We start from the raw sequence: 20275 nt of genomic DNA, 5'->3' as shown, positions 1-20275 counted from the left end.
GGTTGTGAGCTGTTCGTTCCTGATGTGCCGGCTTACATCGTTTCACTTTCAAAAAGCAGCAAAACCTGAACTCGTGGCAAAATAAAAAGAAAAATCATTTTGCCATCAGTCCAGGTTTTGCCTGCTTTACCAGTCACAATCCTTTATCTAATGTGTTGTATATGAAGTTTTAGCTTGAAAGAAATAGGACTATAAAGTGCTTCGTTCAGTAAGCCGCTGGATATGAATGGTTAAGTAAACGAATTCATCTTTGTTTAAGGACTGTACATACGTTTTTTCTAAGTACTCGTTGATCTTGCAAGTGCAGGAAAAGGCTTTGACATAAGTCTTTTTCACCTGTTGATATAAAAAATCTTCGCCGCTTTGGTGAATCTCGTGGCGCAATAAGCGCATGGCGAAATATTGAAGGTGTGTTAAGAAACGCGAATAATTTAAGCTCGATTCATCAAGAACAGTGCCGTAATGGTACGTGACGATTTTCAAAATTTCGTTGACAATTTCAGTCATCTTTATCGTCAATTTCATTTCAGTGCCGTCAAGTCGGGCATTGACGACATGTAAGGCGATAAACCCAGCCTCATCTTCCCCGAGCGAAACCCCAATCATGGCGCTGATTAACTGCAGAGCATCCAATCCGATACTGAATTCCGTTTTATAGAAACGTTTAATTTCGAACAGCATGGCATTTTTAATCTCCATACCTTTGTTCTTACGTTGGATGGCAAAACTAATATGGTCGGTTAACGACAGATAAATATTGTCGCTGAGTTCAGTACCAAGTACATGGTTGGCGTGTTTTACGATCTCGTTCACAACTTCGAAATGAACGGCGGGTAATTCATGTATCAGTTCAGCCATTTTTACAGCAAATGCATGCTCGGCTAAATGGAAGATTTTATCGATCTTGTGTTCATCGACCTCATCACCTGCACTCTTTTGGAAGGAGATGCCTTTACCCATAACGATGACTTCCTTCCCCTTTGTATTGCGGGTCAGCAGAAGGTTATTGTTTAATACTTTTTCAATAATCATGTGCATCGGCTCCTTGTTTTCTGCAATATGCATAAAAAAAACCTAAGATAGTTCAAACGCCGCCAATTGGTTAACGGCATTCAAACTTTCTTAGGTATTGCCCGAATCAACGGTCACAATCCTTATTTGAGGTAACTATAGCACAAGTGATAAAGCGGTTTCAAGTTACAAATTAATCCCATTTAATTCCACTAAAAAAGTTCTTGACATGTAATGCATTACACAAGATAGAGTCCAAATTGAGAACACAATAGAACAAGGAGGACTTCAAAATGAAAAAGGGATTAAAAATTGTGACGATTGGCGGCGGATCGAGTTACACCCCAGAATTGATCGAAGGTTTTATCAAACGGCATCATGAACTTCCAATACGTGAATTGTGGCTTGTAGATATTGAAGCAGGAAGAGAGAAACTTGAAATTGTAGGAGCCATGGCTAAACGGATGGTAAAAGCGGCGGGAATCGACTGTGATATTCACTTGACGCTTAATCGAAGAGAAGCGTTGGCCGATGCCGATTTTGTCACCACCCAATTCCGGGTCGGTCTTTTGGAAGCTCGTATTAAGGACGAAACGATTCCGATTAGCCATGGGATGATTGGTCAGGAAACCAACGGAGCAGGTGGGATGTTCAAAGCATTCCGTACCATTCCGGTCGTTCTTGGAATTGTTGAGGACATGAAGGAACTTTGCCCAGATGCTTGGTTAATCAATTTCACGAACCCTGCGGGAATGGTAACGGAAGCTGTGCTCCAATATGGTAAATGGGAGAAGGTCATTGGTTTGTGCAATGTTCCGATTATTTCCTCCAAGAATGAAGCTGCTGTTCTGGAAAAAAATGAAGAGGAACTGTTCTTCAAATTTGCCGGTATTAATCACCTTCACTGGCACAAAATTTATGACCGAGATGGTAAAGAGCTAACTAAACAGGCCATCGAAAAGCTCTACGGTCCTGATGCCGAGCCAGAAAAAATGGTAGAAAATATAAAAAGTATGCGTTTCTTGTATGAGCAAATTCTCCAACTGGGTATGCTGCCTTGTCCTTATCACCGGTACTATTACATGACCGACAGCATGCTTGAAGAGGAAGTAGAAGCGGTCAATGGCGAAGGAACTCGCGGGCAGGTTGTGAAACGCCTGGAGGAAAGTTTGTTTGAACTTTATAAAGATCCTAACCTGAATTACAAGCCTAAGGAATTGGAAAAACGCGGAGGTGCTTATTACAGCGACGCAGCTTGTGAAGTTATTAATTCCGTATATAACAACAAGGGAACGCATATGGTAGTCAACACACAGAACCGCGGAGCAATTAGCGATCTACCATATAACAGTGCCATCGAAGTTACAAGTATCATTACAGCCCATGGTGCAGAGCCTGTTCACTTTGGCGCATTCCCGTCCGCACAAAAAGGGCTATTGCAGGTGATGAAGGCAATGGAGGAACTGACGATCGAAGCAGCGGTCACAGGAGATTATGCAACCGCTCTACAAGCATTCACACTTAATCCGCTCGTTACCAGCGGTGACATTGCTAAGGTAGTTTTAGATGAAATGTTGGAAGCGCATAAAGAACATCTTCCGCAATTTCACAAATAATTTATTTAGAGATTGAAGTCATTCAGGCCTGTCCCTCATATAGGGACAGGCCTGAATGTTGTTCGTTCATGAAGTTTAACGGGATGGAAGAGAAAAGAACTCATGATCTCAAATGGGCTCTTTTCTTCTTTTAAAAGGATGGATGTTGTTTTATGTAGATTTTCGTTCAATCAGTCTAAACTGAAGAGGATGAAGATTGGATGCCGAATTTTCCAGCATACTCATAATAATATTAAAGGCATTCTCTGCTTGTTTATCCACGGGGTAATGGATCGTTGTCAGATCCAGCAGGTGAGCGCTGTCTGTATTATCAAATCCCATGATTCCCACATCATCCGGAACCGAAAACCCCGAGCGTTGAATCTCCGTTAAAATACCTGCTGCTACCTCATCAGTCGAACAGGAAATGGCATCCGGCTTGTCCGTTTGTTCTATCCACCATCGCGCTATTTCCTCACCATCATGAATGGTGACTTTATTATGAAATTGCGGAAAGCCAGTGTTCTTCAACCCATGCTTCTGTACAAAATCCTCATAAGCTCTTATTCGCTCCAAGGTATTCTGTCCTTTGGACGAATACACGTTCAAAATTTTACGATAACCTCTGGCATACAGATATTCGAGACCCAGCGTATAACCTTGATATTGGTCCATAAATACGGACGGTATGGTGTCGCTGGTAAGACGCTGCCATGTTACAATTGGCCCATATTTCGTATAGGATTCGATGATATCCCACTCAATCGTCCGTACCAGACAAAGAAGGGCATCCACCTGTTTACTGCGTAACATTTCAAGCGCTACAAGCTCCTTATCACGATCTCCGTCTGTCATAAAAAGCATAATGTTGAATCCGTATTTTTGGGATATCATGTGGAATGAACGGACAAGTGACATCAAAAGGGGATTGTAAGTAACACCCATAACACCGATGACTTTTGTCGCTCCATTTTTTAAGGACTTTGCATTCGAATTAGGGACATAATCTAATTGCTCAATGATGTTCAAGACTTTTTCTCTTGTTAAATCGCTTACATAAGGATGTCTATTAATTACCCTTGAAACGGTTGCTGTAGAAACGCCTGCAAGACGTGCAATCTCTTGAATATTTGCCATCTGATCCACCTCATCATAAGGATAGCACGATTTTAATTGTTTACAAGGTAGAGGCTATCATCTCGATATGTGACCAGGTAATGGCATGTTAGATGTTGAGAACAAAAACTTAAATCCTCGCAATGTGACACGTATTTTTCATTAACCTTCTACGTTGGTTGAAAAACCGAAACCACGTTTGTTAGAAGCTCACCTTTAACAAACGTGGTCGAGACGGCGGCTAGATAAGACGCTAAGAGCTTGAGTTTGTCCTTTCCGCCAGTTTAGTAATCAACTCGATATCTTGTTCGGTTAATTGTTCAAAAAAATGTTTGCGTATTGCCTTGGAGAGGTAGGGACGGGCATCATCTAACATTGATTTTCCAGAAGAAGTGATACTGACTTGTACTCCACGATCGTTGTCTAATGGTTTCTTCATCACGAGTCCACGTTTTTCCATACGCTTCAGATGATGAGATAATCGACTTTTATCCCAGTCCATAGAGTCGGCTAATTCCTGTTGGCGAAGACTACCATCCCCAAAAAGGACTAATCGGTCCAATACTCCAAAATCACCCTCTGACAATCCTGAGTGATCGGCCATATCTTTGACGATACGACCGAAGATGGTCTGAAAGGAACCTTTCCACATATGCCATATTCGCATTTCTTCTTCGTTAAGTTCATTTTTATCCATAGGAGCATAATAACATGGTTGACGCGTCAACTTCAATGCGCTAAATTTGATCCAAGGTTGACGTGTCAACCTAGTTCATATGGACCCACCAATCACAAAAAAAGGAGATTATAACTATGCAAGATAAACCTGTCGCTCTGGTCACCGGGGCTAATAAAGGTATCGGCCTTCAAATTGCGAAGGATCTCACGAAACAAGGATTCACCGTGCTCGTTGGATCTCGTAGCCTCGAGAATGGAGAAACTGCCTCAAAAAGCATCGGTTCAGATTCACACGCTCTCCAGCTCGACGTTACAGATGAAAACTCCATCGCTGCTGCTGCAGAACGTATTCGGAACGAATTTGGTCGTCTCGATGTACTCGTGAACAATGCGGGGATCTCGCACGCAGGCAGATCGGGTGAACCATTTCCGAACGGTGGCGCAGCGAGTGGTCTTTTGACCGTTGCTTCGCTTGAAGATATTCGTACAGTTTATGAGACTAATGTTTTTGGAGTTATTGCTGTTACGCAGACGATGTTGCCACTTTTGCGGGAGGCCCCGGCAGCACGTATCGTCAACATAGGCAGTACCGGCGGCTCCCTTAGCTGGAACTCTATTCCCGAAAACTCGCATCGTGCGATGTTTGGTGCCTATTCGGCATCAAAATCAGCTGTTCATGCGGTGACACTTGCCTTTGCATTTGCGCTTGAATCAACAAACATCAAGGTCAATGCGGCATGTCCAGGCTTCACATCGACTGCGCTTAATAATTTTGCTGGTACTCGTAGTGTTGAACAAGGGGCTCGTGAAGCGGTCCGGCTGGTGATGATTGGAGCGGATGGCCCAACAGGAACATTCTCAGATGAGGATGGACCCATTGCTTGGTGATCATAGTTATACAATGAGGGCGAGTAACTTAAGGAGGATTTCATGATGCGCGTTTTCGTAACAGGAGCAACAGGCTACATCGGTTCCGCTGTCACCAGCGAACTTATTGAAAGGGGGCATCAGGTCATCGGTCTCGTGCGTTCAGACAGTAGTGCTGCGAAACTAAAAGAGTCCGGGGCCGAAGTACACCGCGGTGACATCAACGATCTTGACAGCCTCCGTAGTGGTGCAGCTGCTGCGGATGGCGTCATTCATCTGGCATTCCATCACGACTTCTCGAACTTCGCTGGAGCACTCACAACAGATCTGCATGCCGTAGAAGCGATGGGGGCGGCACTTGAAGGATCTGGCAAGCCGTTCGTAATCACCACACATGTGAATGGAGTGGCAACGGAGAACATGGTGTTAGCGCTGGCAGGGCGTGGAGTGCGTACATCGATTGTAGAGCTTTGTCCATCGGTACACGGTGAGGGTGACACAGGATTTGTGCCGAGCCTGATCAATATTGCCAAGACTAAGGGCTTCTCAGCCTATGTGGGAGAGGGGAACAACCGCTGGCCGGCTGTGCATCGCCTTGATGCCGCGCATCTATATTGTCTGGCGTTAGAAAAGGCACCCGCTGGTTCACGACTAGATGGGGTCGCAGATGAAGGAGTGCCATTTTGCGACATCGCGAGTGCTATTGGTGAGCAGCTGAACGTACCTGTAGTCAGCATTTCACGCGAAGAGGCAGATGCCCATTTTGGCTTTCTCAGCACACTCGCATCGCTCGATATCCCGAGATCAAGCATTGCAACTCAGGAACTTATGGGATGGCGGCCAGTGCAACCTGCACTGATTCCCGACCTTAAACAGTCTCATTACTTCAACAACTGATTGGAATTTTCACGCCTTTTTAAAAAAATAACAACCATTAATAGAAGACACTCCATTCGTCAGGGGTGGCTTCTTCTTTTGCTAATGTATTCTTAAGACGTGGAAAAAATAGGTTCTTGAATTTCTTTCCCGATGTACAGCCGAATCCGAGATTGTGATAGGCTGTATCTACAAAAGTATTACACATTCTAAATGGAAGGGGATGATTTACCTGGATCAGGAACTTGCGACCACGATTGCTATCGAATTTAAGAACAATCAGAAGGTGTTGAATGCGATCGGTGACGAAACCCGGCAAGCCATCCTCATAGCCTTGATTCAAGGGCCGCAAAAACCCGGCATGCGCGTAGGAGAGATCAGGATGAAAACTCATCTTTCCCGACCGACCGTATCACATCATCTGAAAATATTGAAAGAATCACAGATAATAAGTGTTCGTAAAGAAGGAACTCTCAACTATTACAGCCTTGACTCCGGTAGCAAGTTGAAATTGTTGAAAAACCTGGTGAACGAGATAGAAAAGTTGCTAACGCAATGTGAAGAACAAGCATCGGAACAACAATTAGAAAAAACGGGGAGGGGGAGTTGCGAATGAATCAGACAGTCGCAGCGGCAAACGGAGTGGACATTCCTCAACTCGGGTTCGGCCTATATAAGATCAAAGACGGGGGGACCTTCGAAAGGACTGTCGAGGAGGCTATTCGAATGGGTTATCGCCATTTCGATACGGCCAAAATTTACGGTAATGAAGCGGCGCTAGGTCGGGTCATCCAAAACAGCGGCATTCCCAGGGAGGAGTTCTTCATTACCTCCAAGGTATGGACGACAGACCTGGGGTACCGTGCGACGAAAAAGGCGTTCGAGCAGACTTGCCAGAAGCTGAACGTAACATATCTCGATATGTATTTGATTCATTTTGCCGGTCCTCAATACGTGAACGCCTGGAAGGCGATGGAAGAGTTATACGACGCAGGTAAAATCAAAGTTATAGGTGTAGCCAATTTCGAGATCCGGCATCTGGAGCATCTGAAGAAACATTCCCGGATTTCGCCGATGGTAAATCAGATCGAGACCCATCCGGAATTTCCGCAACACGAATTGCATGATTATATGGTTCGACATCGGATTCTGCATGAGGCTTGGGGACCGTTGGGGCAGGGAAGCAAAGCGCTGCTGGAGCATCCGGAGCTGGTGGCAATTGCCCTTTGCCATCAGAAGTCGGTTGCGCAAGTCATTTTGCGCTGGCATCTGCAACGCGGAATTATTGTCATCCCCAAATCATCGAATCCTCAACGGGTAAAAGAGAACAAAGAAACATTCGACTTTGAGTTGAATGAGAAGGAAATGGAACAAATACGACGGTTGGACACGGGTAAGAGATATTCCGTAAGTCCAAATGGCTACATGGTCAACCCGTTTTATATCAATTTGATGAAATTATTTATTCGTTCTCATTGATGGATCATATTTCTGCGGTACTGGTAGGGCGTAACTCCGTATTCCACTTTGAACAACTGGATAAAATATTGATTTTTTCGGTAACCAACCATCTGCGCTATATCGGCTACACGGAGTTCCGAATCTTGAAGCAATTGAGAAGCCTTCTCCAATCGCTTCCTGGAAATGTAGTTTGACACATTTTCGCCCGTCTCCTGTTTAAACAGTTTGGAAAAGTAGACGGGATGGAGATGTGCAACTTTCCCCAGTTCGTCCAGGCTAAGGCCATGTGACAGATGGTCTTCGATATACGTTTGTACTTTGTCAACGATGGTTTGAATGGACATCTGTTTGTTGTTTCTGATCCGACTGACCCGATCCATGAGAGTTGAGGATAGTTCATCAGGATAACGTAACTGGTTGAATATCCACTCCACAGTTTCAGAGGGATCGCGATCCTTATCCGTCAGATATACATATAGAATGGTCTCCATGAGAAAGATTATTTTTTGCTTATGGAGATGGATTTGATCATATTTTTTAATGATATTTCCCGCCGACTCCCAATCACCGCATGACGGAGAATGGTTGAATATACCATTGAAGTCTTCTAAGTGTACGTCCTCATTAAGAAAGAATCGGTAGAACATCTGTCGGGTCACGTTTCGGTCGGTCAATGAAAAGGGAGGAGACGCGATCGATTGCTCCAGTTGGATGGTCAGTTCTGCAGCAACTTCTTCCGGAACCAGACCGAACAGTCGCGTTCCCGCAGTCCAAACGAGGCGATCCAATTTGTCTCCGACTGTACGTTTTATAACGTCCTCATGTTCTTGTGTGAAACCCTCCAACTTTAAGCAGCAAAAACGGTGTTCCTCTAAGAATTCAGTATAAGCATCATATTGCTTTCTTAATGTCTCGTTTTGACCAAGCAGCGAAAGCAGATACGCCAATCCATCGAAGTTCTCCCATGCGATAGGTTGAGCGGGCCGTGTCTTTGTAATATTGTTGATGGCTTTAGACATGGCTTTCTCCACGTCATCTTTGTCGACAGGTTTGAGCAAGTAATCCAGCGCTCCTAAACGAATTCCTTGTTGCGCATATTCGAACTCGGAGTAGCCAGAAAGGATGATCACTTTGGTTGGCAAGTTATGTTGGTGGATATGTTGAAGCAGATCAATACCAGACACCTCAGGCATTCGGATGTCAGTGATCAGAATATCGATGTGGTTTTGAGTCAACATGTCTCGGGCTTCAATCGAATTGGTCATCGTCTCGATCTGATCAATGCCAAAGGTGTTCCAATCGAGCAAGTGCTTCATATATTCAACGACATAATGTCCGTCATCCACAATTAATAATCGCATTAGTTATCTCCTTTCACCACGGGAATGCTGATGAGCAGCAGGACGGACAAGCCGCCCCAATCATTAGTAGTAAAATGTAACCCGCTACGTTCGCCGTACGTATTTTTCAGACGTTGATTTACATTCCAGAGCCCTACGCCCTTAATTCCTTCAGGTGGGGTATCACTCTCAAGCCGAGCCTCTAGGCTGCGGATATCATCCAGCGAAAGACCTTTGCCGTCATCGGAGACCTTGATCGTTATTCCAGACTCCGTCTGTTTTACATCAATCGTCACCCGATGGGCACCTTGTTGTCCTTCAATTCCATGTTGAATCGCATTTTCAACCACTGGCTGGATGATCAGCGGCATGAGGGGAAGGGAGGACAATTCCGACGGCAGATCAATACTGTACTCCATTTTTTTGCTTAGAGCCATAATTATCAGGAAATGTTCCGCAAACTGAAGCTCGCTTTCCAGCGTGACTTCATGCCGGTCCAACTTCGTTAAATAACGATAATATTCAGCTAGATGTTTGCTCATGCGCATGACAGAATCAGGTGAAAACTGAGCCACCGACATGATGAAAAACAAACTGTTGTACAAAAAATGAGGATTAATCTGAGCTTGGAGTTGTTGAAGTTCCGCACTTCGTCTTAGTTCCGTTTCAGTCTTCAAGGATACGAACAGATCCTGGATCTCGGTAACCATATGATTAAAACTTCTGAAAAGGCTGTAAAACTCTCTATCCGTATTTTCGGTAATACGAGTATTATGATTGCCTTGTTCGACCTGTGAAAACTTCCGCTCCAACAAACGAATATTACGGTAATAGTTCCGGTAAAACGTAAAGATCACAACCAGACCAAGCGTGAACACGGCTAAAATGCTGGCAAAAAAAACTTTGCGGTTGCGGTCAATCGGTTGCAGAAAATCATTCGTCTGTGTATATGTAATCAGGTAGGCGTCGATTGATTCAATATATCGGGAAAGAACATAGTAATCGTCCGACTTGGTATGATAATCATATTTCAAAGTGATCTCCGGCTGTGGAGCAAGCATATCAGTAACCGCTTTCAATAGATCGTTGTCGACTTCTTTCTCACTCCATAACTGATGGGAATTAAACCAAAAAAAAGCGTTTGAGCTGTCGTTGTTCACAGCCTTTTTCAGCAGATTTTTCAAATAATCGGTATTCAGCTTTACACCAACGACGTACTGAGTCGGTTCATTTTGTCCGGATTTTTGGATGTAAGGGTAGAGGGCAAAATAATACAAGCTATTGCCGACGATTTGCCATCCCCGTTGATGAACATCCTTGAACGGAAGTCTCGCCTCCGGCGTACTGTTGGTGGACAGAAACGTTTCTTCAGACTTCCAGTAAATGCCGATCGATTCAATCGATCGACTGGAGAGGAGTGTTTGCCGCAAGCGATCAACAATCTCGTTTTTCTTCATTTGGGAATCGTAATTGCTCAGCTCGATAACATGCCTCTGATAAAATCGGACATCACTGTCTGCCGCATACTGAACCCCGTACATGTTAGCTTCGTATATAATCCCGTCTAATATGCCTTTCACATAATCAAGCTGGTTTTTGGAAGCGCCAATCAGATTTTCTTCAAGTGTCTTGGAGCTTAATCGGTTCATCACGAAAAACAAACTTAACGTCAGTAGCAGAAAAAAAACAAAGAAATAGATAAATCGCTTCATATACATTTTTCTGATCATATGTGTTTCCTTTCATATCGTCAAACGCAGAAGTTTAAACTCCAGATCGGATTAACTTTAATATAAGCCAAACTTTTGAAAAGCGGAAGGGCAGCAACGGCGATAAATGAAAGCGGTTTTAAAGTGCTTCAGGGTGGGGTGATGATCTTGAAATTTTGGCATTTTGGAGTGAAAGCGCTTTTGTTAAGCTTATCTTCAAGGATCGCTTTCGAAAAGCCATCATAGAGGAGGTATGCAACATTAACGAGATTGTGCCCGCCAGATCCGCGAAAAAAACAAAAACAAAGCTTTCCCAGCGGACTTCATTCAAAAAGGAAATTAAGAAAAGCTGGCCTTTGTACGTACTGTGTATTCCCGCATTTGTGTTTGTCTGCATCTTTTCTTATGGCCCGATGGTAGGTTTGCTCATGGCATTTCAGGACTACAAACCATGGCTGGGCATCACAGGTTCACGGTGGATCGGGTTAGATAATTTCGAACGAATTTTCCAGTACAAAGAAGCCACACAAGCGATTGTTAATACGTTAATTATCGCCGTTTCTAAAATTATCGTTGGTATTATCGTTCCAATCGTCATGGCTATACTGTTGAGCGAGATCCGAAATATGGGCATTAAGAAAAGTGTACAGACACTGGTGTATCTGCCGCATTTCTTGTCTTGGGTTACGGTCGCGGGGTTGATGATCGATATTCTCGGATTAGACGGAGGAATCAATCACATCTTGACACGGATTTTCGGGAACGATCCCATTTACTTCCTGGGTGATCCTGATCTGTTTCGATTTACGGTTGTGATCAGCGATGTGTGGAAGAGCTTTGGCTTTGGCATGATTGTTTATCTGGCGACCATTGCGGGAATTAATCCATCTTATTACGAAGCGGCCGAGATCGATGGTGCCACACGCCGGCAGCAAATTCGATACGTAACTTTGCCTAGCATGTTGCCCATGATTATCGTCATTTCTACGCTGAGTCTGGGCAATATTCTGGACGCGGGCTTTGATCAGGTTTTCAATCTGTACAATCCGCTTGTCTACAGTACGGGAGATATCATTGACACCTATGTCTACCGTTCATCCTTGTTAAACGGGCAATACGGCTTCGGGACCGCTGTAGGACTGTTTAAATCGGGAATTAGCTTGATCTTGATCGTTGTCTCTTACAGGCTGGCCTATAAGTATGCCAATTACAAAATATTCTAACAAGGAGGGAGAGGGATCATGTACCATAAAACGACAGGTTATAGAGTATTCTCCTATTTTAATTACGCGTTCATGATACTGGCGGGTCTGGCGTGTTTTCTTCCACTGCTTCATCTGTTGGCGCAATCTCTAAGCAGTAAAGCGGCCATTAGCGGTAATATGGTTTCATTTTGGCCGGTGGGGTTCAACGTGGATGCCTATGTAAAAACGTTCAACAACTCTAATTTCAACGGTGCCATGCTGACATCCATCACTCGAACCGTATTGGGTACAACCATCAGCATGTTTATCCTTACCTGTGCAGGATATGCCCTGTCCAAAGAATTTCGGGGTCGTAACGTGCTCATGTGGTTTTTTATCTTTACCATGCTCTTCTCGGGGGGATTGATACCTTCTTACATATTGATCACCGCCCTTGGATTAAAGGATACAATATGGGCCCTTGTGCTGCCGGGAGCTTTCGGTGCTTATAATCTGATTCTTCTCGTCAACTTCTTCAAAACGATTCCCAAAGCCTTGGAAGAAGCAGCATTCATTGACGGGGCGTCCTTTTTCGTAATCCTCAGCAAAATATATCTACCCTTATCTCTGCCTGGCATCGCGACCGTATCCTTGTTCATTATGGTGGGGCACTGGAACTCTTGGTTTGACGGGATATTGTACATGTCAGATGCAAGTAAGTATCCGCTGGCTTCGTTCTTACAGACGGTCGTTGTGCAGAGCAATATGCAAAATATGGCGATGAGCCAGTCTGAAGTCGCAGCCATGTCAGAGCAAAGCATCAAGGCAGCTCAAATTTTTGTCAGCACGCTACCAATCATTTTGGTCTATCCTTTTTTACAACGTTATTTCGTAAAGGGAATTGTACTAGGAGCTGTCAAAGAATAGTTAGGATGACGAAAAATTGGATCACTATATATTTTCAACTAACCATTTACACGATAACGGAGAGGACAGAAGAGACCTGAAGAAGCAGAGCGTGCGCATTTATCCCCGGAATTTCACCTTTGTAAAAGTGAATCAAAAATTCTGGGGATAACAGCGATCAGAAGGTTGTTCTGTCATCGGAGTGTCAGTGTAAATATGCAATTAGTTGAACTTATATAGAAAATAAATTGAGTGAGTGAAGGGGGCATGTTTCCATGAAGAAAAGAACTGATTTATGGAAAATGGTAAGTATGGTTATGCTGTCGGCTATTCTTGTGGCTGGCTGTAGCAAAGGGGAGAGTGCTTCCGAGACCGCACCGGCATCGGTGCTTAAAGACGGAAAATATGATCCGCCGTTTACAATCACCATAGCCAAACAACAGGATGAAAATGCTGGAAAGTACATCAACGGTGAGACTTTGAATGACAATGTATTGACCCGCTGGGGCGAACAAAACCTGGGTATCAAAATCCAAACCACCCTGCTGGGAGGTGATGCTTCACAATATAATACCAAGCTGCGGCTGGCACTGACGGGTTCCGAGAAACTACCAGACGTTCTGCCCGTCTATGACACCATGCTGGTCAATGATCTGATTGAGTCGGGGCAGGTCAAGGAGATTACAGAAGACATCTCAGCCTACATGCCTGACCGGATAAAAGAAATATACAAACAATACCCGACCACCTTCAATCCAGTGGTTAGAGAGGGTAAGGTCTACGGGATGGCGATTGCGCCGAATCTGACGGAAGGCGAAGTCATGCTGATCCGCCAGGATTGGTTGGACAGATTGGATTTGAAAGCGCCAACAACGATTGAAGAGTTTGAACAAGTCATCGCGGCGTTCACTAATGAGGACCCAGATGGGAACGGCAAGAAAGACACATACGGCTTTACTTTTTCAGGTAAAGATTCCTACAACACGGGCTGGGTCAGCGATCCAGTCATGATATTCAGCGCATACACGGGCAAACATCTTCCAAGGCAATGGCATAACGACAATGGCAAACTAACCTATGGATCTGTGGCTCCTGGCAACAAAGAGGCACTTGCCAAGTTACGCGATTGGTATGCACAAGGGTACTTGAACAAAGAATTGGCCACCCAAGGGGCCTGGGATGCTCTGTCCGATTTTACGGAGGGGAAAGCTGGTATCATCATTGGTCGTCCTTGGCTGTACGACAGTGTGAAGGACGTAGAGAAAAATGTGGATGGTGCAAAAATTAGTGCTTATCCGACCATTCAAGGTGTGAACGGTGATAAGACCTACCAATCCGCCCAGTTGAACGATGGTGTGTTCATGTTTAACAAGGATTTTCAGAACATGGAAGCCTTCTTCCTGTACTACGATAAAATGTACGACGCAGCGTTCAGCACGGGAGAGTTCAAATACGGCTACGCTCAAGGATACGATTACGATATCGTTAACGACGAAGTCACTTTTGATCCAACGAAATTTAATACGCCATTAGAGGCTGTGCAGGGCGTTGGGAAAATGGCATTTACCAAAAATACGCCGAGTGTTGATGGTCCCGGCCAATCCTACTACGATCTGGCGAATGGAGTTAAAGCCGACACGGGTGTCCTCATTCAGAGCGCCTCGAAGGATCAAACGACGCAGGACGGATATCAAATTTCGTATGAAAACAGAGATGTTTTACTGCCAAATGAGTTTAACGGTCCACCAACGCCAACGATGCAAAATGTGTGGGAACAGTTGACCACCATGGAACAGGAGACGTTCACCAAAATCATATATGGCAATGAGCCGCTTGAAGCATTTGATACCTTTGTGAAACAGTGGCATGAAAAAGGCGGAGACACCGTGATCGAAGAAGTTAACGAATGGTACAACCAAGCCAGTGAGACGGATGTAATGACACTGATGAATTTGAAATAAAGTCTAGTTTCACCTGAACCAGCCTTCCGGCAACAGGAAGGTTGGTCTTCTAAAAAAAGGAGATGATGAGACATGATCAAAGGTAAATCGTGGATGGCTATCGTCATTGCATTGATGTTGTTAACAGTGCATTTAACGTCCTCAGCTCAAACCGTTCACGCTGCTGCTGGTGAAGAGACCAAGATCGCCGCAACACTGTTTGTCCTGAAGAATGAATCCGAAGTATCCAATGCCAAAATTCATTGGGCACCTGTCCAGGGAGCGACTGCATACGAGTTATACAGATCAGAGAACAATGCGCCTTATACGTTATTACAGACCTTAACAGGTACAACGACGGATGATTATGAACTCAATATAGGTAACACATACAAGTATCAAGTGAAGGCATATGGCGGAACTTCCTTGTTAACCTCCGCTGCCTCGCCAGAATATACCCCTTACAGCCTTCCAGAGGACCTCACAACTTTTGATAACACAACGCAATCAACGCTTATGCTCCCGAATGAACTTAAAGTTGGAGACACCTACTACAGATTTAATTTCGTGCAAAAGTCATCAGGCGGTTTTGGCGAAATGATTCAACAGACATCAACGGATGACATCACATACGGTAACCACAAAGTGGTCCTGTCCTACACGGATCATCCCGATCTGGCGAATTCAAAATTTGAGGGGATCAATATCCTCTACCATGCGCCAACGAACAAGTTTGTTTTTTGGGCTCACTATGAAAACAGTATAGACTACACACTTGCCAGAGTATCGGTGGCTTCAGCCACGCCTGGAGAAGACTTTACATTTCACAAAAGCTTTCGGCCGGAAGGGAACCAATCCCGGGATATCTCCATTTTCAAAGATGATGATGATTCGGCGTATCTAATCTCTACGGCCAATAATAATTCGGACACCATCCTATATAAGTTGACCTCCGATTGGCTGGATGTGGATCATCAAGTTTCAGTTATCTATCAAAATCAACACAGGGAACTGCCCAAAATGATCAAAAAAGATGGCATTTATTATTTGTTCTCTTCCCAAGCGGCAGGCTGGTATCCGAGCATACCCTTGTATTCTTCAGCAACAAGCATAGACGGAGATTGGTCTGAATTACGGACGATTGGTAACACGTCAACCTTCTCGGCGCAGTCGGGTTCCGTCATGCGGGTGAAGCCAGATACGGGTAACAACGTGGTTATGGTTGCATATCGCTGGATGTTCGGCTGGGCAGGCACGCAAAATGGAACAACGGAGGAACGTTTGCTTCCCGTTTGGTTCTCCGATGGTTACGCATTTTATGATTATTTTGATCAAGTCCTGTACAACACAAACAATGATGTTGTCATTCCCGTTCAGAATGGAAAACTGCTGTCGCAAGGCAAACCTGCAACAGCCCAAACGGCTACCGGAACGAACCCGGCAAGTTTTGCTAATGATGGTAACTATCAAACCGAATGGATCGGCACAGGCAGTTCCTGGCCACATTGGTGGAAGGTCGATCTCGGCTCCGTTCAACAGTTAAATAATGTGCAAATCTCCTGGTGGATGCAAAAAGGCTCCGAAGGTTATTACAAATATAAAATAGAGACCAGTACGGATAACGTAAACTGGACCGTGGCATTGGATCGAACCAATAATACATCTTACGGTTTCACATCAGATACGCTATCGAGCACTGCTGCCAGGTATGTACGAATTAATATGCAAAATGCGGCACTTCATAACAACCCCAACAATTGGTACACGCCAAGACTTTGGGAAGTGAAGGTATTTGGATCGGAGACCAATTAACGATGTTCCTAAAAGAAGAGAGGTAACGGTGTGAATAATCAATTAACCAATGGTGGCATCTGGAATGATTCAAGCGGTAATCCAATCCATGCTCATGGTGGACATATGTTATTCCATGATGACTATTATTACTGGTATGGCGAAGATCGGAGAGACGATATTTATGTGAGTTGTTACCGTTCCAAAGATCTATTCAACTGGGAGTTTCGAAACCATATCTTGACCACCTCTACACCAGCTGCACCCATTCGAGTTCGGACAAATCTGGCATTAGTGAACGATAAAGGTGGAAAGGTAAATCTCGAACGGCCTAAAGTACTTTTCAACGCGGTGACAAAAAAGTTTGTCCTCTGGGCTCACTATGAGAATGGTAACCATTACAGCGATGCCGCATGCGCCATTGCCACATCGGATTCTCCGGATAGTCATTTCGTGTATCATGGCAGCTTTAATCCGTACGGGTATATGTCGCGTGACTGCACGCTCTTTCAGGACGATGACGGAACGGCTTATTTTATTTCGGCTGCCAGAGACAATGCGGACCTGCACATCTATCGTCTGCAGGAGGATTATCTCAATGTGGAAAGTCTTATCGGAAAGCTGTGGCAGGGGGAGTATCGGGAGGCGCCAGCCGTCTTCAAACGGAAAGGGAAGTATTATATGGTGACCTCATTTTGCACGGGTTGGGCTCCCAATCAAGGGAAATACGCGATGGCTAATACGATGGATGGTCCATGGGGGATGCTCAGCGATTTTGGCGATGAAACGACGTACCAAACGCAACCAGCGTTTGTGCTGAAACGATCAGCGGAGGAGTATCTGTATTTTGCAGATCGCTGGAACGGATCGGATTATTTTCAGTCCAGCTATGTGGTACTGCCCATTGAATTCAATGGGGACATTCCGATTCTAAATGATTATTCCACATTATCTTTGCGAGAGGACGTACATCGGATTCATTTTGAACGATAATTTGAACGATAAAACGACTGATGAGAAAAGACTTTGATCCTACAGCGAATGCAGGTTCAAAGTCTTTTTGGATGAATTTTATAATTTCAAATCTAACGAATAACGATCGCGAAGTACTGAACAATGGTGGAGCTCATGCCCAGCCATAACAAATGCAATCGATCGAGCTGAAGCAGGATTATCACTGACGATCCCTTTACAGAGCCATGCTTCCGGGGTGAGGTGACGAAGCATAAGAATGGTTGAGCGGCGTGTGACGGCATATTCTTCGCTCAAATCGGCCAGGGTATACGCATTAAAAGGGTGGGTCTGCATAAGCACGTCCTGATCGTAGCCGGGATGATTCGCTTGGTCACCTCTGGCGATGCGAAGCAATCGGCTACTCATGATGCGTTCGTTATCCAAAAGGTGACCGATGACCTCTTTCACGCTCCATTTGCCTTCGGCGTACCGATAATTTGCTTGCTCCTCTGTCAATGAAGTGAGCAAAGTTGGTACGATGTTGGCTTGCAGCTCTAGGCGTTCGATGATGTTCCCTTCAGGAACAAGCTGGATGTACCCTTCATAATAAGCTGCATATTCCTCTGTAGTTGGTCTTTCAACCATGGTAATGCCTCCTTTGTGATCATAGATCTGGAATATATTGTAGCATAAATCTTACAGTATGAAATTAGCCCCTCCGCTTTATGAGCGGAAGGGCCGTTTCATGTAATTTAGGCAGTTTTCAAGGTTACATGTTGTACCACTTCTAATGCGTTAGTCGTATCCCCTTATTTTGAACAAATCTCTCTAAAACCTCAAAATCCTCCGTCACTTTTTTGAAAGGCAACGTGTCCAATACCTGTTCCCGGTAACTCTTTTTAGCCGCTGCACTGAGACGGGAGTCAAGTATGCTGAGTATGCCAAGGTCCGTTTCACTACGAATCAAGCGTCCCGTTCCTTGACGCAACCGAAGAAGCATGTCCGGTACAAACACCTCCATGAACGGATTCTCCGTTACAGATGCCTTATATTCATAAACAGGATCCGATGGAACAGGGAAGGGCAGCCGGAAAATAATGACCTGTGACAGGTCAGACCCCTCGATATTCACACCTTCCCAGAATACACCAGTACCCAGGAGGACACCTTTGCTTTTCCTGAAATCGGCGATGACACTGTCCTGTGATGATCCCTCTTTTTGAACATGGAGTGCCCACGTATATTCATTAGCCCTTGAGATCAACTTTTTGTGAATGTACTTCATGTCCTCTTTTGCTGAAAAAAGGACGATTGTTCTTCCTTGAGTTAGATTACAGAGTTGAACCAATTCCTTATAAGCTGCTTCAAGATAGATTTCGCGCTGGTCATGTTGGTAATATGGAATTTTGTTCGAAATGTACATCGTGGCATGGTTGGTGTAGTCAAAAGGGGAGGGTTGGCGCTCTAAGAAATCTCCCTTATAACCGAGGGAGTGCGTCATATAAGAATATTGTTCCTCCAGCGTATCCCCGCCTTGGCACAGTGTTGCTGATGTTAGGATTACAGGTACCTTGCCATTAAATAAAGCGTATTTCAGAAATTGGCTTATATCTTTGGGACAGATACTGATCGTGGCTACTCCCAGGGGACTGCTTGCCCATAAGAGATAGTTGTCCTCTATTTCAGATAAGACACGAATGAGGGTAATAAGCCCGTTGATGGCTTCAAAAGCGTCATCGATCTCCCGCTCGTGGCGTGAGGTCAAAATGGAAAGTCGCAGACTGAGATCTTTTAAATCGTTTAAGACTTGGTTTAACGGTATTCCTTTGATTTCCGACACTTTGATTCGGTCGTTATCCTGCTTGGCATGGTGGAGCAGATCCGAGTTTACCTGTTTGAAGATGCGCTCAGCGCAGTTTTTGATGAACTTGGATTGTGAGAAGAGACTTTTATCCCCGGACTGCTTCGTTAGAAGCTGCACCGTGGTATCCAGAATGCGGCAAATTCCCCGATAAGTGAACTCAAGTGTTCTGGCATCCCGAACTTTTGCTTCCAGATTATGCGCTTCATCAATGACGATCAGAGCAGGCTGTTCTGAGATGATGCTCTTGGTTCCTTCTTTTTTCTTCATCAAATCCCGTATGAGCAAGTCTTGGTTCACGATAATAAAATCAATCTCGTGAGCTTTTGCATTTAATTTCGCTCTCATGTCGTAAAACAAACATGCATTTTTGTGATGACAACGTTCAAATTTGCAATCATTCACGGAAACGTGGGACCATTCGGCATCACTAACCCCAGCTTTAATATCGGCTCTTTCATCGATTTCATAATCTAATATGCGATGCGCAAGGGTGGACACGGAGGAGTTAGCATCATCAAGATTGATCCATTCCGCTGCTCTACTTCGGCAGGCATACTGACCCATGCCTTTTCCCACCACGGAGCGAACCGTTGAGAATCCCAACCGGCTACCAATAGTCCTTAAATCTTTATGTATCTGTTCCGAGAGCTGAATGGAGGATGTTGCTATAATGACTGGTTTCTGAGACATTTGATTCGTGAGCAGACTTGGGATCAGGTACGCAAAAGACTTACCGATTCCGACACCAGCTTCAATCATGGCATTATGCCCATGGATATAAGCATCGGCGATATCGAGAGACATTTCTTGCTGTCCAATTCGCTCTCTAAGGCCAATTCGGGGGAACCGGTCATATATTCGGAAGATGGCGTTAACCAAAGAACGTTCGATTTCCTTGTCCGGTTCCTGCTTATTCATTTTATAAAGTTCATTTAACCAATTCATAACGATCGCCCCTCTTCCGAATGATGATCTTCTTGTAC

17 protein-coding genes are annotated in these 20275 nt (G+C 44.6%); 10 read left to right on the top strand and 7 right to left on the bottom strand.

The genetic code is table 11. From position 1 onward, the window contains the following. Window positions 1–189: 189 nt before the first annotated feature. Window positions 190–1032, bottom strand: a complete 843-nt coding sequence (gene licT, locus MKY28_RS10780; protein WP_340935931.1) for a BglG family transcription antiterminator LicT — start codon at window positions 1030–1032, stop codon at window positions 190–192. A 272-nt stretch (window positions 1033–1304) separates the two neighbouring features. Here licT and MKY28_RS10775 point away from each other — a divergent pair, with 272 nt between their 5' ends. Beyond that, on the top strand, window positions 1305–2627 hold the full coding sequence (locus MKY28_RS10775) for a 6-phospho-beta-glucosidase (RefSeq protein ID WP_076253107.1): 1323 nt from the start codon (window positions 1305–1307) through the stop codon (window positions 2625–2627). A gap of 150 nt (window positions 2628–2777) precedes the next feature. Here the strand turns inward: MKY28_RS10775 and MKY28_RS10770 are convergent, their stop codons facing one another. Both MKY28_RS10770 and MKY28_RS10765 read right to left on the bottom strand, forming a co-directional pair. Then, window positions 2778–3743: a LacI family DNA-binding transcriptional regulator gene (locus MKY28_RS10770; RefSeq protein ID WP_076253108.1), complete on the bottom strand. Its 966-nt coding sequence runs from the start codon at window positions 3741–3743 to the stop codon at window positions 2778–2780. Between the two features lie 232 nt (window positions 3744–3975). After that, a complete protein-coding gene (locus tag MKY28_RS10765) occupies window positions 3976–4419 on the bottom strand; it encodes a MarR family winged helix-turn-helix transcriptional regulator (RefSeq protein ID WP_076253214.1) in 444 nt (147 codons plus the stop codon). Between the two features lie 116 nt (window positions 4420–4535). Between MKY28_RS10765 and MKY28_RS10760 the strand changes: the two genes are divergently transcribed. The 4 genes from MKY28_RS10760 to MKY28_RS10745 all read left to right on the top strand — a co-directional run bounded on the left by MKY28_RS10760 (window position 4536) and on the right by MKY28_RS10745 (window position 7622). After that, complete coding sequence (locus MKY28_RS10760; RefSeq protein ID WP_340935930.1) at window positions 4536–5288, top strand: SDR family NAD(P)-dependent oxidoreductase; 753 nt, start codon at window positions 4536–4538, stop codon at window positions 5286–5288. Between the two features lie 45 nt (window positions 5289–5333). Next, window positions 5334–6164 (top strand): SDR family oxidoreductase, encoded by an 831-nt coding sequence (locus tag MKY28_RS10755; RefSeq protein ID WP_036615675.1) that lies wholly within the window; start codon window positions 5334–5336, stop codon window positions 6162–6164. Between the two features lie 202 nt (window positions 6165–6366). Then, window positions 6367–6759, top strand: a complete 393-nt coding sequence (locus tag MKY28_RS10750; protein ID WP_047843023.1) for an ArsR/SmtB family transcription factor — start codon at window positions 6367–6369, stop codon at window positions 6757–6759. After that, window positions 6756–7622 carry an aldo/keto reductase gene (locus MKY28_RS10745; protein WP_340935929.1) on the top strand — a complete coding sequence of 289 codons (867 nt, stop codon included), beginning with the start codon at window positions 6756–6758 and terminating at the stop codon, window positions 7620–7622. Before MKY28_RS10750 ends, MKY28_RS10745 begins: the two co-directional genes overlap by 4 nt. On the opposite strand, the gene MKY28_RS10740 is transcribed toward MKY28_RS10745, so the two are convergent. Then, window positions 7616–8965, bottom strand: coding sequence for a response regulator (locus MKY28_RS10740; protein WP_340935928.1), 1350 nt, complete (start codon window positions 8963–8965; stop codon window positions 7616–7618). The two genes, MKY28_RS10745 and MKY28_RS10740, sit on opposite strands and share 7 nt — an antisense overlap. Further along, window positions 8965–10674 (bottom strand): sensor histidine kinase, encoded by a 1710-nt coding sequence (locus MKY28_RS10735; protein ID WP_340935927.1) that lies wholly within the window; start codon window positions 10672–10674, stop codon window positions 8965–8967. The genes MKY28_RS10740 and MKY28_RS10735 overlap by 1 nt, the downstream gene beginning before the upstream one ends. A gap of 317 nt (window positions 10675–10991) precedes the next feature. Between MKY28_RS10735 and MKY28_RS10730 the strand changes: the two genes are divergently transcribed. From MKY28_RS10730 to MKY28_RS10710, 5 genes are all read left to right on the top strand, one after another. Next, window positions 10992–11876, top strand: a complete 885-nt coding sequence (locus MKY28_RS10730) for an ABC transporter permease (protein WP_036616097.1) — start codon at window positions 10992–10994, stop codon at window positions 11874–11876. Between the two features lie 18 nt (window positions 11877–11894). Beyond that, a complete protein-coding gene (locus tag MKY28_RS10725) occupies window positions 11895–12764 on the top strand; it encodes a carbohydrate ABC transporter permease (RefSeq protein WP_017688372.1) in 870 nt (289 codons plus the stop codon). Window positions 12765–13018: 254 nt separating this feature from the next. Beyond that, window positions 13019–14704 (top strand): hypothetical protein, encoded by a 1686-nt coding sequence (locus MKY28_RS10720; protein ID WP_340935926.1) that lies wholly within the window; start codon window positions 13019–13021, stop codon window positions 14702–14704. A 72-nt stretch (window positions 14705–14776) separates the two neighbouring features. Continuing rightward, window positions 14777–16495, top strand: a complete 1719-nt coding sequence (locus tag MKY28_RS10715) for a discoidin domain-containing protein (protein ID WP_340935925.1) — start codon at window positions 14777–14779, stop codon at window positions 16493–16495. Between the two features lie 30 nt (window positions 16496–16525). Further along, window positions 16526–17467, top strand: a complete 942-nt coding sequence (locus MKY28_RS10710; RefSeq protein ID WP_340935924.1) for a family 43 glycosylhydrolase — start codon at window positions 16526–16528, stop codon at window positions 17465–17467. 78 nt (window positions 17468–17545) lie between these two features. Here the strand turns inward: MKY28_RS10710 and MKY28_RS10705 are convergent, their stop codons facing one another. Both MKY28_RS10705 and MKY28_RS10700 read right to left on the bottom strand, forming a co-directional pair. Further along, entirely contained in the window at window positions 17546–18073 is a 528-nt protein-coding gene (locus MKY28_RS10705) for a DinB family protein (protein ID WP_340935923.1), read from the bottom strand. A gap of 142 nt (window positions 18074–18215) precedes the next feature. Next, window positions 18216–20237 (bottom strand): ATP-dependent DNA helicase, encoded by a 2022-nt coding sequence (locus tag MKY28_RS10700; protein WP_340935922.1) that lies wholly within the window; start codon window positions 20235–20237, stop codon window positions 18216–18218. Window positions 20238–20275: the final 38 nt, after the last annotated feature.

This window comes from Paenibacillus sp. FSL R5-0473 (genome assembly GCF_038004565.1).
GTDB lineage: Bacteria > Bacillota > Bacilli > Paenibacillales > Paenibacillaceae > Paenibacillus > Paenibacillus amylolyticus.
This window is presented reverse-complemented; position numbering and strand designations above follow the sequence as displayed.